Origin of the sequence: Prauserella cavernicola, assembly GCF_016595675.1 — a bacterium.
GTDB classification, from domain to species: domain Bacteria; phylum Actinomycetota; class Actinomycetes; order Mycobacteriales; family Pseudonocardiaceae; genus Prauserella_A; species Prauserella_A cavernicola.
In genome coordinates this window covers 973591-987319 of the sequence record NZ_JAENJH010000002.1, presented here as the reverse complement: position 1 = coordinate 987319, position 13729 = coordinate 973591, and the positions used below count along the sequence as shown (strand labels likewise).

The window sequence follows — 13729 nt, the reverse complement described above, 5'->3', positions numbered from 1 at the left end:
GCGTTCAATGCAGTAAAGGTGCCCTTCACCGCAGTCACCTCACCTCAGGAACGCGGCTGCCACCCCGGCGTCCACCGGGACGTGCAGGCCGGTGGTGTGGGAGAGCTCGCCCGCGGTCAGCGCGAACACGGCGTTCGCGACGTGCTCGGGCAGCACCTCCCTGCCCAGCAGGGTGCGCTTGGCGTAGAAGGCGCCGAGCTCTTCCTCGGGCACCCCGTAGACGGCGGCGCGCTTGGCGCCCCAGCCGGACGCGAAGATCCCGGAGCCGCGCACCACGCCGTCGGGGTTGACGCCGTTGACGCGGATGCCGTGCTCGCCGAGCTCCGCCGCGAGCAGCCGCACCTGGTGCGCCTGGTCGGCCTTGGTCGCACCGTAGGCGATGTTGTTGGGACCGGCGAACACGCCGTTCTTGCTGACGATGTAGACGATGTCGCCGCCGAGGCCCTGCGCGACCATCGCCCTCGCCGCCTCGCGCGAGACGAGGAACGAACCGCGCGCCATCACGTCGTGCTGCAGGTCCCAGTCCTGCGCGCTGGTCTCGAGCAGCGGCTTCGACACCGAGAGCCCGGCGTTGTTCACCACCAGGTCCACGCCGCCGAACGCCAGCGAGGTCGCCGCGACCGCCCAGGCGATGCCGTCCTCGTCGGTGACGTCCACCGCCACCGCGACGGCCCGGTCGGTAGTGCCGATCTCGTCGGCGACCGCGGTGGCCGCGGCCAGGTCGCGGTCGGCCACGGCCACGCACGCGCCCTCGGCGGCCAGCCGCAGCGCGATGGCCTTGCCGATGCCCGAGCCGCCGCCGGTCACCAGCGCGATGCGCGTGGCGAGGGGCTTGGGCTTCGGCATCCGCCGCAGCTTGGCCTCCTCAAGCTCCCAGTACTCGATGCGGAACTTCTCCGACTCCGCGATGGGTGCGTAGGTCGACACCGACTCGGCGCCGCGCATCACGTTGATGGCGTTGACGTAGAACTCGCCCGCCACGCGCGCGGTCTGCTTGTCCCTGCCGAAACTGAACATCCCGACACCGGGCACCAGCACGATCGCCGGGTCGGCGCCGCGCATCGGCGGCGAGTCAGCGCTCGCGTGCCGCTGGTAGTAGGCGGCGTAGTCCTCGCGGTAGCTCGCGTGCAGCTGCCTGACCCGCGCCAGCACGTCCTCCACCGGCGCGGTGCCCGGCAGATCCACCACCAGCGGCGAGACCTTGGTGCGCAGGAAGTGGTCTGGGCACGACGTGCCGAGCGCGGCGAGCGCGGGGTGCTTGGCGTGGGCGAGGAACTCCAGCACCTCGGGGCTGTCGGTGAAGTGGCCCAGCTGCGGCAAGTCGGTGGACGCGAGCCCGCGCAGCACCGGGAACAGCGCCGCGGCCCGCGCACGACGCTCCTCGTCGGGCAGCGCCTCGTAGCCCGGCAGCGGCTCGCCGAACGGAGCCGGGTCGCCGTGCTCGGCGAGGTAGGCCTCCGCGGTGCGGATGATCTCCAGCGAGTTCGCCTGGCACTGCTCGCTCGTCGCGCCCCACGCCGTGATGCCGTGCCCGCCGAGCACACAGCCGATGGCCTGCGGGTTCGCCGCCTTGATCGCGGCGATGTCCAGTCCGAGCTGGAACCCGGGCCGCCGCCACGGCACCCAGACCACGCGGTCGCCGAACGCCTTGCGGGTCAGCTCCTCGCCGTCCACCGCCGTGGCGATGGCGATGCCCGAGTCCGGGTGCAGGTGGTCGACGTGCGGCGCGTCGACGAGTCCGTGCATCGCCGTGTCGATGCTCGGCGCCGCGCCGCCCTTGCCGTGCAGGCAGAAGTCGAACGCCGCCACCATCTCGTCCTCGCGGTCCTCGCCCGGGTAGACGTCCACGAGCGCGCGCATGCGGTCGAGCCGCAGCACCGCGAGTCCCGGCTCGGTCAGGGTGCCGAGGTCGCCGCCGGATCCCTTGACCCACATCAGTTCCACGTCGGAATCGGTCACCGGGTCCGTCGTGGTGGCCTTCGCGGAGGTGTTGCCGCCCGCGTAGTTCGTGTTGCGCCGATCGGCTCCGAGCGCGTGCGAGCGCGCGAGCAGATCGGTCACGGCCCTCTCGGTCATGCTCATGCTCCCCAGCCGGCCGCCGCGCCGCCGACCCGCTCGGCGACGATCCGTTCCGCATACCCTGAGCGCCGGTAGGCGGCGATCGGATCGGGGTCGAGCCCCATCTCCTCGCGCAGCTCGGCGAGCAGCGGGCGCACGTCCGTGGCGAACGCGTCGGTGAGCACCCCGTTGGCGCCCAGCACGTCCCCGTCGCGCTGTGCCGACCGCAGGGCGTCGACGTCGACCAGCAGCGCCTTGGCCGTCGCCTCCTGCACGTTCTGCACCGAACGGATCAGCGCCGGGATCTTCGGCTCGATGTTGTGGCACTGGTCGAGCATGAACGCCACGCCGCTCGCCGAGTCCAGTCCGCCGCCGAGCACGATCTCCACCATGATCCGGAAGAGCTGGTACGGATCGGCCGCGCCCACCATCAGGTCGTCGTCGGCGTAGAACCGCGAGTTGAAGTGGAAGCCGCCGAGCCGGTGCTTGCGCAACAGGAACGCGACGATGAACTCGATGTTGGTGCCCGGCGCGTGGTGGCCGGTGTCCACGAGCACCTGCGCCTTGTCACCGAGCTCGACACAGTGCGCGTAGCTGGTGCCCCAGTCGGGCACGTCGGTGGCGTAGAAGGCCGGCTCGAAGAACTTGTACTCCAGCAGCATCCGCTGGTTCTCGCCCAGCCGCTCGTACACCGCGGCCAGCGCCTCCTCCAGCCGCGCCTGCCGGTCGGCGATGGAGTCCTGTCCCGGGTAGTTCAGCCCGTCGGCCAGCCAGACCGACAGATCGCGCGAACCGATGGCGTCCATGATGTCGACGCACTCCAGCAGGTGCGCGACCGCCTTCTTGCGCACCGCCGGATCGGGATTGCAGACGCTGCCAAGCCGGTACTCGTCCTCCTGGAACACGTTGGGGTTCACGGCGCCGAGCCGAACCCCCAGGTCCTCGGCGTGCTTGGCGAGCCCGGAGTAGTCGTCGACCCGGTCCCACGGGATGTGCACGGCCACGCTCGGCGCGACGCCGGTGAAGCGGTGCACCGTCGCCGCGTCGGCGATCTTCTCGTAGGCGTCGCGCGGAACACCCTCCTGCTCGAACACCTTGAACCGCGTGCCGGAGTTGCCGAAGGCCCACGAGGGGGTCTCGATGTGCTGCCTGCGCAGTGCTGCCTTGACGGCGGAGTAGTCGGACATGGAGCCCTCCCTCTTGTGGTGTGGATCAGTCGAGATGAAAGACCTCGGCGAGCGGCACCATGCCCTCGTCAGGTGCGCCGTCGAGGTCCTCGAAGAACTCGGCCATCTCGGCCTGCCACCTCGCGTTGACTTCCCGTGCTGCCATGCCGTCGCGTGCGGCGTCGAGGTCGTCGGTCTCGAAGTAACCGACGAGCAGACCGTCCGGGGCGAGGAACAACGAGTAGTTGCCCCAGCCGGTCTCCCGCAACGCCGCCCGCATCTCCGGCCAGACCTCGGCGTGCCGCCGCCGGTACTCCTCCATGCGGTCCGGCTTCACCCTGAGCAGGAAGCAGACACGCCGAGATCCGGTGGCCATCAGAAGTCGAAGTCGTCGATGTTGTCGGCGTTGAACGTCGTCGGCGGGCCGAGGATGATCTCGCCGTTCTTGCCGATCTCGCGCTCACCGAGCTCGCCCGCCTTGAGGACCTCGCCCTCCTTGCCGGTGATCTGGCCCGAGGCCAGCGCCGCCGCGGCGTAGCCGGCCAGGTAGCCCAGCTGCTCCGGGTCCCACAGCGCGAACTCCTTCACCGTGCCGTCCTTGATGAACTGGCGCATCTGGTTCGGCGTGCCGAGCCCGGTGAGCACCACCTTGCCCTTGTACGGCGACGAGGAGATGTAACGCGCGGCCGCCGCGATGCCCACCGTGGTGGGCGAGACGATCGCCTTGAGGTCCGGGGTGGAGCTGAGCAGCGCCTGGGTCTCCTGGAACGACTTCTGGTCGTCGTCGTCGCCGTAGGCCGTGGTGACCAACTCGATGTCGGAGTATTCCGGCTTCTTCAGCTCGTCCTTCATGAACTCGATCCAGGTGTTCTGGTTCGTCGCGTTCGGCGTCGCGGACAGGATCGCGATTTTGCCCTTGCCGCCGATCTGCTCGGACACCATCTGGATCTGCGAGCGGCCGATCGACTCCGAGTCGGCCTGGTTGACGAACACCTGGCGGGCGTCCACCGCGGCGTCGGAGTCGTAGCTGACCACCGCGATGCCCTTGTCCATCGCCTCCTTGAGCGCGGGCGCCACGGCGTTGGGGTCGTTGGCCGCGATCACGATGGCGTCCTGGTTCTGCTGCACCAGGGTGTTGATGTAGGAGACCTGCGACGACGCCGACGCGTCGGACGGGCCGACCTCCTTGCCACTGCCCTTGAGCTCCTCGACAGCCGAGATGCCGCCCTCGTCGACGATGTTCTCGTACGGGTTGTCGATCTCCTTGGGCAGGAAGGCGATCTGCAGGCCCTCCTTGATCGGCGCGTCGGGGTCGGCCACCTTGTCGGCGTTCGGCCCTGAGCCGCTGCCGGACTCGGCGTTGTCCTTGGTCGTGCCGCCGCAACCGGCCACCAGCGTGGCCGCGAGGCCGATGCTGGTCAGCGCGAGCAGAGCCCGCTTCCCGCTCCTTCGGTGGTGGATCATCGTTGGTCCTCCTCGGGGGTGGCGTGGGAGGCGGCGGTCGCCCCCACGGGGTCTGGCAGGGTTTCCTGCGGTGGTGGCTCCGGTATCCCCACGGCGGCCGGGGACCGCCGCCTGCGCACCAGGTTCGCGACCACCGGCACCAGCACGGAGATGATCAGCAGCAGGCCGTTGATCACGTTCTGGATCTCGTTGGTCACGTCGTTGAGGAACAGCACGTTGCGCAGCCCCGCCATCAGCAGCAGGGCGCTCGCGACACCGACGACCGTGCCCTTGCCGCCGAAGATCGACACTCCGCCGAGCAGCACGGCCGCCACGGCGATCAACTCGAGGCCGTTGGCGTTGTCGGCGCGGGCGCTGTTGTAGCGCAGCGTGTAGACCAGCGAGGCGAGCGCGCACAGGATGCCCGACACGATGTAGAGCACGAACTTGATGCGCTGCACCCGGATCCCGGAGAACCGCGCGGTCTGCTCGCCGAGCCCGATGGCGTACAGCGATCGGCCGATCGGGGTGTAGTGCACGACCACGGCGACGAGGATCCCGAGTACCAGCACCACGAGCGTCGAGTAGGGCAGGAACGTGCCGGGGATCGTGTCCGTCGCGATCGGACGGTAGGTGTCGGGAAAGCCCGTGACCGCACCGTCGCCCAGCACCACGTACGCCAGCCCCCGGTAGAGGCCGAGCGTGCCGATGGTGACCGCGAGCGCGGGCAGGCCGAACCTCACGATCAGCGTCGCGTTGAGCGAGCCGAGCACCGCACCCGCGACGAGCACGAGCGGCACGATGGTCTCGAACGACATCCCGGCGTCCCACAGCACACCGGTGAGCGCGGAGCAGAAGCCGAGCACCGACGCCACGGACAGGTCGATCTCGCCGGTGAGGATGATCGGCAGCAACGCCAGCGCGAGCAGCGCCACCTCGGTGTAGTCAAGCAGCAGGAAGCTGACGTTGTCGGTCTCCGCGAAACCCGGGGTGCTCGCCGAGCCCCACACGAACACGAGGATGCACAGCAGCAGGAGGATCGACTCCCAGCGGAGCAGTTTCTCACGCACGGCGCAGGCTCCTTTCCTTCCGCAGGCGCTCGGCTAGTCGCACCATCACCGCCCGGTCCAGCGAGATCGCGAGCAGCAGCGCGGCGCCGTCGACGGCTCGCTGCCAGAAGGCGGGCACCCCGAGAATGGGCAGTGCGCTGGTGATCGTGGTCAGCAGCAACGCGCCGAGCACCGCGCCCAGCACCGTGCCGCTGCCACCGAAGATGGCGACCCCGCCCACCACGACGGCCGCAACCACGGCGAGCTCGCGCCCGGTGCCGACGGAGGCGTTGATCGTGCCGAAGTACGACGCGTGCAGCACCCCGGCCAGCCCCACGAGCGCGCCCGACACGACGAACGCGGTCAGCACCCGCTTGCCGGCGGGAATGCCGGCCAGCCGCGCGGCCTGCGGGTTGGAGCCGATCGCGTACAGCTCCCGGCCCGAGCGCCAGTTGTGCAACGCGTACGCCGCGATCGCCAGCGCGACCACCGCGATCAGCGTCAGGTGCGGGATGCCCAGCACCGACCCGCTGCCGAACGACAGGAACCCCTGCGACATCTGGTCGGCGTTGATCTGGTGCACGCCCGTCGCGCTGGCCCAGCCGTAGGTGAGGCCGCGGTAGACGTACAGCGTGCCCAGCGTGACCACCAGTGCGGGTACCTTCGCGATGGCCACGAGCGCGCCGTTGAACGCACCGCACGCGGCGCCGAGCGCCATGCCTGCCAGCACCACGAGGATCGTGGGCGTCTCGTGGTCGGCGATGAACATCTGCCCCGACATGTACGCCGTCAGCCCCATCACCGAACCCACGGAGAGGTCGATGTTGCGGGTGATCACCAGCAGCGTCTGACCGATGGCGAGCAGCGCGATGATCGAGGCGTTGAGGAAGAGGTCGTGGATGCCCTGTGCGCTCAGAAAAGACGGGTTGGTCGCGGTGGTCACCAGCACCACCGCCGCCAGCGCGAGGACGATGCTCAGCTCGCGCCCGGACAGCAGCGCGCGGATGCGGTTCATGCGGCGCTCCCGTTCCCCGTCGCGGCGTACATGACGGACTCCTCGTCGGCCTCGTCCCTGGACAGCTCCGCCGTGATCCGGCCCTCGTGCATCACCAGCACGCGGTCGGCCATGCCCAGCACCTCGGGCAGCTCGGAGGAGATCAGCAGCACCGCCATGCCCTGTGCCGCCAGATCGGACAGCAGCGCGTGGACCTCGACCTTGGCGCCGATGTCGATGCCGCGGGTCGGCTCGTCGACGATCAGCACCGACGGCTCGGTGGCCAGCCACTTGCCGAGCACGATCTTCTGCTGGTTGCCGCCGGAGAGCGTGGCCGCCGGATCGGACAGGCTGCCGAACTTCAGCGAGAGTCGTTCACCCCACGTGCCCGCGAGCGCGCGCTCCCGCGACTGCCGGGTGAGCCCGCCAGGCGACACCTGCCGCAGCCGCGCCAGGCTCGCGTTGCGTTCGATGGAGAGCTCCAGCACCAGGCCCTGCTCCCTGCGATCCTCGGGCACCAGCGCGACGCCGGACTCGATCGCGTTGCGCGGCTTGCCCTTCGGCAGAGCCTTGCCGTCGACGGTGACGGTGCCCGAGTCGCGGTCGTCGACGCCGAACACGGCTCTGACCACTTCGGACCGGCCCGAGCCGACCAGACCGGCCAGCCCCACGATCTCGCCGCGGCGCACGGAGAAGGAGATGTCGCGGTAGACCCCGGCGCGGGTGAGCCCGTCGACGACGAGCACCTCCTCGCCGATCTCGGTGTCGCGCTTGGGGAAGAGCTGCTCGACGGAGCGGCCCACCATCCTGCGCACGAGCGTGTCGTTGTCGATGTCGGCCATCCGCTCGGTGACCACGAACGCGCCGTCGCGCAGCACCGTGACGCGGTCGCACAGCGTGTACATCTCGTCGAGGCGGTGGGAGATGAACAGCAGCGCGGCACCACGGTCGGCGAGGCCGCGCGCGACCCGGAACAGGCGCTCGGCCTCCACGGCGGACAGTGCCGCGGTGGGCTCGTCCATCACGATGATGCGCGCGTCGGCCACCAGCGCCTTGGCGATCTCGATGATCTGCTGGTCGGCGATCGAGAGACCGCGCGTCTGGCGGGCCGGGTCGATGGGGACACCGAGCTGGTCGAACACCTCGGAAGCCCTGCGGTGCATGGCCTTGCGGTCGATGCGACGTCCGGTGCGCAGTGGCTGGCGGCCCATGAACACGTTCTCGGCGACGGAGAGATCGGGGAACTGGATGGGTTCCTGGTGGATCACGGCGACCCCGCGCTGCTGCGCCTCTCGTGGCGAGGAGAACCGCACGTGCTCCCCGTCGAGGAGGACGTCGCCGCTGTCGGGCTGGTGCTCGCCGCCGATGATCCGGACGACGGTCGACTTGCCTGCCCCGTTCTCGCCCGCCAGTGCGTGCACCTCCCCCGACCGCAATGCGAGGGAGACGCCGCGCAGGGCGCGCACGGCCTGAAACGACTTGGTGACGTCGCGGAGCTCGAGCAGCGGCACGCCGGTGTGGTCCGGTGCTGCCACGATGTCCTCCTTCGTTGGAGATCGTGAAACGTTTCATTCACGAGTGGCGCTCAAGTTAGGCCGTTCTGCGCGCGTCGTCAAGACCCTGGTTGACGTGCCATTTGGTAACGATCCGGCGCGGGCCGGGCGGTCCGGTCGTGTTAGCTTGCTTGCGATCGCATTGTTCCTGGTGTTCAGCCGTCCGGTTGAACGTTTCACAGCGGAGCGGGGCACGTTATGTCGCCGAGCATCAAGGACGTAGCCGTCCGCGCGGGAGTCTCCGTCGGGACCGTCTCCAACGTGCTCAACCATCCCGAACGCGTCACGGAGAACACGCGCGCCGCGGTGCTGTCGGCGATCTCGACGCTCGGGTTCGTCCGCAACTCCTCGGCGGCGCAACTGCGCGCGGGCACGAGCCGCTCGCTCGGCCTCATCGTGCTCGACCTGAGCAACCCGTTCTTTCACGACGTCGCGCGCGGCGTGGAGCACGTCGCCGACGAGCTGGGTTACGCGGTGGTGCTGTGCAACTCCGACGACCAGACCGCCCGCGAGAACCGCTACCTGCAGGTGCTCGAGGAACAGCGCGTGCGCGGCGTGCTGATCACGCCCATCGAGGTGAGCTCCGACCGGCTCGACGCGCTGCGCAGGCGCGGCACCCCGGCCGTGCTGGTCGACCGGCACGACCCGAGGGTGAACTGCTGCTCGGTGGCCGTGGACGACGTCGCGGGCGGCGAGCTCGCCGGCGCGCACCTGGTGGCGCAGGGCCACGAGCGCATCGTCTACTACTCCGGCCCGCCGAACCTGAGCCAGTGCGCCGACCGACTCACCGGGCTCCGGCGCGCGGTCGCGTCGGCGGGCCTCGACCCCGACGAGGCGGTGGAGGTCGTGGAGGTGCCGGTGATGAACGCCCGCAGCACCCACGACCTCGCGCGCGCCAGGTTCGCCGACGGCGACGACACGCCCGGCGCGTTCTGCGCCAACGACCTCATGGCGCTGGGTGTCCTGCGTGCCGCGCTGTCCACGGGCAGGCGGGTGCCGGGCGACCTCGCGCTCGTCGGCTACGACGACATCGAGTTCGCCGCCGACGCGGCCGTGCCGCTCACGTCGATCCGCCAGCCCACGCAGCAGATCGGCAGGGCGGCGGCGCAACTGCTCGTGGAGGAGTGCGACAACCCCGAAACGCACGCGCACCAACAAGTGATGTTCAAACCAGAACTGGTAACCAGAGACTCCACAACCCCCGAATAAAAGCAAGCCGCGCACCCGAACGCGCGAGTCCCCCGCTCCAGCGCGCGAGTCCCGCACTCAGGCACGCGAGTTGCGCACTCAGGCACGCGAGTCCCCCACTCGGGCGCGCGAGTCCCCCGCCGAGGCACGTGAGTCCCCCGCCGAGGCACGTGAGTTGCGCACTCGAGCGCGCGAGTCCCCCGCTCACGCACGTGAGTTGCACACTCCAACCAGGAGTCGTGCACGCCAGATCGCGAGTCATGCACTTCGGTTTGCGAATCGTGCGCTCTCGACCGCGAGTCGTGCACTCCGACGCGCGAGTCCCGCGGCTCACCCTCCGCCCGCCGGCCGGGGTTCACGACTTGCCCGCCCCGGAGGGCAGGTTCCGATCCGAATCACCACACCCCGCACTCCACGCCGTCCGAACCACACCCTCGGAACCGGAGCCGAGCAACCTGCGGCCACGAGTGCACAACTCGCGTCTCCGGCGTGGAACCCACGCCCACACACGACTCGCGACCAAGAGCGCACAACTCCCGAGCTCGAACGCGCAGTTCGCACGCCCGAGCGAAGAACTCGCGGTCGGGAACGCAGGACTCGCCGTCGGGAGCGCAGGACTCGCGTGCCTGAGCGGGGGACTCGCGAGGGCTCGCGCGCCTGAGTGCGGGACTCGCGCGCCTGAGTGCGGGACTCGCGGTCGGGAGTGCGGGATTCGCGGGCTTGAGCGGGGACTCGCACGCCTGAATGGGGAACTCGCGGGCTTGAGCGCGCCACTCGCGGTCCGGAGCGGGGGACTCGCGCGCTGGAGCGGGGGACTCGCGGGTTGAAACGTATTAGCTTGACTCCCGAATCACGCTCGATCGGCGGCGGCGCGGCCGCGCCAACTGCGGTGACCGTGCCAGCCGCGCATGAATCGTTTCACGGCGGTGGTACGGTACGGCGAGTTCGGCACCGAGGGGACACATGGTCGGCATCAAGGACGTGGCGCGTCGCGCCGGGGTCTCGATCGGCACGGTGTCCAACGTCGTCAACCGCCCGCAGGTGGTCTCGGCCAGCACCAGAGCGAGGGTCCTCTCGGCAATCGAAGAGCTCGGCTACGTACGCGACGAGTCCGCCCGGCAGCTGCGCGCAGGCCGTAGTCGCATCATGGCACTGCTCGTGCTCGACCTCGGCAACCCCTTCTTCGTCGATATCGCCCGCGGCGCCGAGGAGACCGCGCAGGACGAGGGCCTGCACGTGATCACGTGCGACAGCGGCCACCAGGCCGAGCGCGAGGTGTCGTACCTGTCCATGCTCGCCGAGCAGCGGGTGCGCGGTGTGCTGCTCAGCCCGGTCGACACCTCGGGAGCCGCATTGGAGACGTTCCGGCGCAGCGAGATCCCGTACGTCTTCGTCGACCGCAGGGTGCCCGCTGACGAGGCCAGTTCCGTGTCCGTCGACGACGTCACCGGCGGAGCTCTCGCGGCGCGGCACCTGGTGGAGACGGGACACACGGAGATCGCGTTCGTCAACGGGCCCGCGATCCTGGCGCAGTGCCGCGACCGCGAGGCGGGCGTGCGCTCGGTGCTCGACGCCTCCGCCGCGAGGTTGTCGGTGCTGGAGACCTCCGAGCTCGACGTGGCCTCCGGCCGCGACGCGGCAGCGCGACTACTCGGCATGAGCCCGAGGCCGACCGCGGTGTTCTGCGCCAACGACCTGCTCGCGCTCGGCGTGCTGCAGGGCATGGTGGCCGCGGGCGTGCGCGTGCCCGACGAACTGGCGATCGTGGGCTACGACGACATCGAGTTCGCCGGCGCCGCCGCGGTGCCGCTGACCTCGGTCCGCCAGCCCGCCAGACGGCTCGGCAAGGCCGCGGCCGAACTGCTGATCGCCGAAACCGGAGAGAGTGAGCGCGTCCCCGAGCGGCAGACGGTGGTGTTCGAGCCGGAACTGGTGGTCAGGGCCTCGACGCGCCTCACGAGGTGAGGCTCGCGCCGCTCACTCGTGGATGATCGACACCATCCGCAGCGCGGCCCGGCCCAGTCCCTCGTCGCCCTCGATCCGGGCGCGCCCGACGGCCTGCGCGGGCTCGATGCCTCGTGAGCACAACCGCCACAACGTGTCGACGTCGACGTGCACCACCGCGGCGGCGACACCGTCGCCCGGTTCACCCAGCGACCAGCCGTGCCCGGTCGCCGTCACGTCCCAGGAACGGACCGGCGTGCTCACCAGCAACCACGTGCCCGGCGAGCGACGCACGCCGCGCAACGTGAACGGCAACGCGCGCAGGAACGTGTCGAGCACCGGCACCAGGAACTCCTCCCGCAGGTCGGGCGCGAGCCCCACGGCTTGCCTGATCTGCTGCCGGTGCACCCAGTACTCGGTGAAATCCCTGGCGCAGTCCAGCCACAACGGCGCGTCCTCGGCGCCTGCCCACGACACTCCGAGGCTGTGGCCGTCGGGATCGCTGTCGCGCCACAGCGCGGCGATCTGCTCTCCGGTCAGCGCGAGTGTGTCGATCAGACACTGTGGACTGAGTCGCGCGCACGCGTCGACCCATTCCTGATTGCTGCGGTGGATTAACGCGGGCAGGGTCTCGCCCTCCAGCGGGCCGGGACCGCCGTGGCCGTCGCGGTCGCGGGCCAGCCGCCCGTAGTCGTCGCCGAGCAGGTGAGCGGCGACATCGCGCACGCTCCACCCGGGAACGGCCTGCCGCGCCCAGTCCCCGGCGGCGACGCCGCGCAGGCAGGCCAGTAGCTCGTCGCGCTCGGGGCGGAACAGCTCGCGGGTGTCGATGGGCTCGCCGAGCCAGGAGAAGTCGGGTCCTACCGCGCCACGCGGCGGCGGACAACTCGATTACCCGACGCAAGAACAGGGGCTCCCCGCTCCTGGACCAGAACGGGAAGCCCCTGCGATCACACGAGGTTCGCGTACACGACGACGTTGTCCTCGTAGCTGTGTTCGGCGTCGTCGAAGACTCCGCCGCAGGTGATCAGACGCAGCTGCGCCTTGTCCGTGTTGCCGTACACGGCTTCGGTCGGGAACTCGTCCTTCGGCACCTGGATGGAACGCTCGACGACGAACGTCAGCTCCTCGCCGTCGCTGCGATCCACCATGATCTCGTCGCCGGGCGCCAGCTCGTGCAGCTTGTAGAAGATGCCGGGCTGACTGTTGCCGTCGACGTGGCCGAGCAGGATCGCGGGTCCGATCTCACCGGGAACCGGCGACAACCGGTACCACGCTGCCTGCATCGGCTCCTCCACCGAAGGCACGGCGATGGCGCCGTCCTTGGTGACGGCGACCGAGATCAACGACGAGTCGGCGTCGATCTTCGGGATCCGGACCTCGGTGGGCCGGAGCTTGTCGTAGGGCTTGGTCACCGGCACCGACGTGGTCGGAGCCGGGGCGGCCTGCGGCTCGGGGGCCGAGCCACAGCCGGTCAGTGCGAGTGAGGCGAGCAGGGCGGCCGCGACGAAGCGGCCGCCCCGGCGAAGCGGCAGGCGCATCGAGTCAGCCCCGCGCTCCGCCCGCACCGGTCTCCACGCCGCCCTTCGGGGCGAAGCCGACCTGGGCGTCGCCGCCGTTGTCGCTCTGCCACGAGCCGGCGTCCGCGGCGCCGGGCACCGGTGCGATCGGCGTGCTGCCGCCGCCGATGGTGCCGCCGTCGCCGTTGTCCGTGCCGCCGTCGCCGTGGTCGGTGTCGTCGCCGCCGCAGACCCACTCGCCCAGCACGTTGCCGCTCTCGAAGGTCATGCCGTCCCGCAGCTGGACCATGTAGCCCCAGTAGCGGCCGTCGACCTCGTCCTGCCACGGGCCCTCGAGCACGTCGAAGTGCGGCGAGGTCAGCCCGGTGGGCTCACCGGCGACACACGCGATGATCAGCATGCCCAGACCCGTCTCGGGGTCGATGTCGAAGCCATATCCGGCGTTGTCCTCGAACGGCGGGAGCTCGGGCTCGCTGGGCTCGTCCGTGTCCGAGGTCGGCGGGGTGGTCGGCTCGTCGGGCTCCGACGTGCCGGGGTCCTCGGGTTCGGGCTCGGGATCGGTGGTGGGCGAGGGCTCGTCGCTCGGGTCCGACGGAGCAGGCTCGTCGCCGGGCTCCGACGGCTCGGTGGTGGGCTCCTCGGCGTCATCGGTGGGCTCGGCGCTCGTCGAGGTGGTGACCTCGGGCGACGTCAGGCCCTCCTCGTCCTGGGCGACTGCGGGTGCTGCGAACACGGCCAGGGCGAGAACATTGGCAAGCGCCGCACCAGCGATGCGGCGCAAAGGCTTTCTCAAGACTGCTCCCCAGAAGGACAA

12 protein-coding genes are annotated in these 13729 nt (G+C 70.2%); 2 read left to right on the top strand and 10 right to left on the bottom strand.

Features of this window, described 5'->3' with window-relative positions:
• Nucleotides 1-39: 39 nt before the first annotated feature.
• Genes JHE00_RS11445 through JHE00_RS11415 form a run of 7 tightly spaced genes read right to left on the bottom strand, consistent with a single transcriptional unit; the run spans nt 40 to nt 8245 of the window.
• Nucleotides 40-2076, bottom strand: a complete 2037-nt coding sequence (locus tag JHE00_RS11445) for a bifunctional aldolase/short-chain dehydrogenase (RefSeq protein ID WP_372440430.1) — start codon at nt 2074-2076, stop codon at nt 40-42.
• A gap of 2 nt (nt 2077-2078) precedes the next feature.
• Nucleotides 2079-3245, bottom strand: coding sequence for an L-rhamnose isomerase (rhaI, locus tag JHE00_RS11440; protein WP_200317699.1), 1167 nt, complete (start codon nt 3243-3245; stop codon nt 2079-2081).
• Nucleotides 3246-3270: 25 nt separating this feature from the next.
• On the bottom strand, nt 3271-3600 hold the full coding sequence (locus JHE00_RS11435; RefSeq protein ID WP_200317698.1) for an L-rhamnose mutarotase: 330 nt from the start codon (nt 3598-3600) through the stop codon (nt 3271-3273).
• The gene (gene rhaS, locus JHE00_RS11430; protein WP_200317697.1) at nt 3600-4688 is read right to left on the bottom strand and encodes a rhamnose ABC transporter substrate-binding protein; all 1089 of its coding nucleotides are present in this window, start codon (nt 4686-4688) and stop codon (nt 3600-3602) included. The genes JHE00_RS11435 and rhaS overlap by 1 nt, the downstream gene beginning before the upstream one ends.
• Nucleotides 4685-5737, bottom strand: a complete 1053-nt coding sequence (locus JHE00_RS11425; RefSeq protein ID WP_200317696.1) for an ABC transporter permease — start codon at nt 5735-5737, stop codon at nt 4685-4687. Before JHE00_RS11425 ends, rhaS begins: the two co-directional genes overlap by 4 nt.
• Nucleotides 5730-6731, bottom strand: coding sequence for an ABC transporter permease (locus tag JHE00_RS11420; protein WP_200317695.1), 1002 nt, complete (start codon nt 6729-6731; stop codon nt 5730-5732). The genes JHE00_RS11425 and JHE00_RS11420 overlap by 8 nt, the downstream gene beginning before the upstream one ends.
• Entirely contained in the window at nt 6728-8245 is a 1518-nt protein-coding gene (locus JHE00_RS11415; protein ID WP_200317694.1) for a sugar ABC transporter ATP-binding protein, read from the bottom strand. The genes JHE00_RS11420 and JHE00_RS11415 overlap by 4 nt, the downstream gene beginning before the upstream one ends.
• A gap of 216 nt (nt 8246-8461) precedes the next feature.
• Here JHE00_RS11415 and JHE00_RS11410 point away from each other — a divergent pair, with 216 nt between their 5' ends.
• Both JHE00_RS11410 and JHE00_RS11405 read left to right on the top strand, forming a co-directional pair.
• A complete protein-coding gene (locus tag JHE00_RS11410) occupies nt 8462-9472 on the top strand; it encodes a LacI family DNA-binding transcriptional regulator (RefSeq protein ID WP_200317692.1) in 1011 nt (336 codons plus the stop codon).
• A gap of 942 nt (nt 9473-10414) precedes the next feature.
• Nucleotides 10415-11416, top strand: coding sequence for a LacI family DNA-binding transcriptional regulator (locus tag JHE00_RS11405; RefSeq protein WP_200317690.1), 1002 nt, complete (start codon nt 10415-10417; stop codon nt 11414-11416).
• A gap of 12 nt (nt 11417-11428) precedes the next feature.
• Here JHE00_RS11405 and JHE00_RS11400 read toward each other — a convergent pair whose 3' ends face one another.
• The 3 genes from JHE00_RS11400 to JHE00_RS35855 form a co-directional block, all read right to left on the bottom strand.
• Entirely contained in the window at nt 11429-12211 is a 783-nt protein-coding gene (locus JHE00_RS11400; RefSeq protein WP_200318322.1) for a maleylpyruvate isomerase family mycothiol-dependent enzyme, read from the bottom strand.
• A gap of 134 nt (nt 12212-12345) precedes the next feature.
• A complete protein-coding gene (locus JHE00_RS11395; protein ID WP_200317688.1) occupies nt 12346-12936 on the bottom strand; it encodes a class F sortase in 591 nt (196 codons plus the stop codon).
• A gap of 4 nt (nt 12937-12940) precedes the next feature.
• Nucleotides 12941-13708: a hypothetical protein gene (locus JHE00_RS35855; RefSeq protein ID WP_307831898.1), complete on the bottom strand. Its 768-nt coding sequence runs from the start codon at nt 13706-13708 to the stop codon at nt 12941-12943.
• Between the last annotated feature and the right edge of the window lie 21 nt (nt 13709-13729).

Coding starts and splice junctions, on each gene's coding strand:
- JHE00_RS11445 (WP_372440430.1), bottom strand. CDS start 2,076: ATGACCGAGAGGGCCGTGACCGATCTGCTCGCGCGCTCGCACGCGCTC.
- rhaI (WP_200317699.1), bottom strand. CDS start 3,245: ATGTCCGACTACTCCGCCGTCAAGGCAGCACTGCGCAGGCAGCACATC.
- JHE00_RS11435 (WP_200317698.1), bottom strand. CDS start 3,600: ATGGCCACCGGATCTCGGCGTGTCTGCTTCCTGCTCAGGGTGAAGCCG.
- rhaS (WP_200317697.1), bottom strand. CDS start 4,688: ATGATCCACCACCGAAGGAGCGGGAAGCGGGCTCTGCTCGCGCTGACC.
- JHE00_RS11420 (WP_200317695.1), bottom strand. CDS start 6,731: ATGAACCGCATCCGCGCGCTGCTGTCCGGGCGCGAGCTGAGCATCGTC.
- JHE00_RS11410 (WP_200317692.1), top strand. CDS start 8,462: ATGTCGCCGAGCATCAAGGACGTAGCCGTCCGCGCGGGAGTCTCCGTC.
- JHE00_RS11405 (WP_200317690.1), top strand. CDS start 10,415: ATGGTCGGCATCAAGGACGTGGCGCGTCGCGCCGGGGTCTCGATCGGC.
- JHE00_RS11395 (WP_200317688.1), bottom strand. CDS start 12,936: ATGCGCCTGCCGCTTCGCCGGGGCGGCCGCTTCGTCGCGGCCGCCCTG.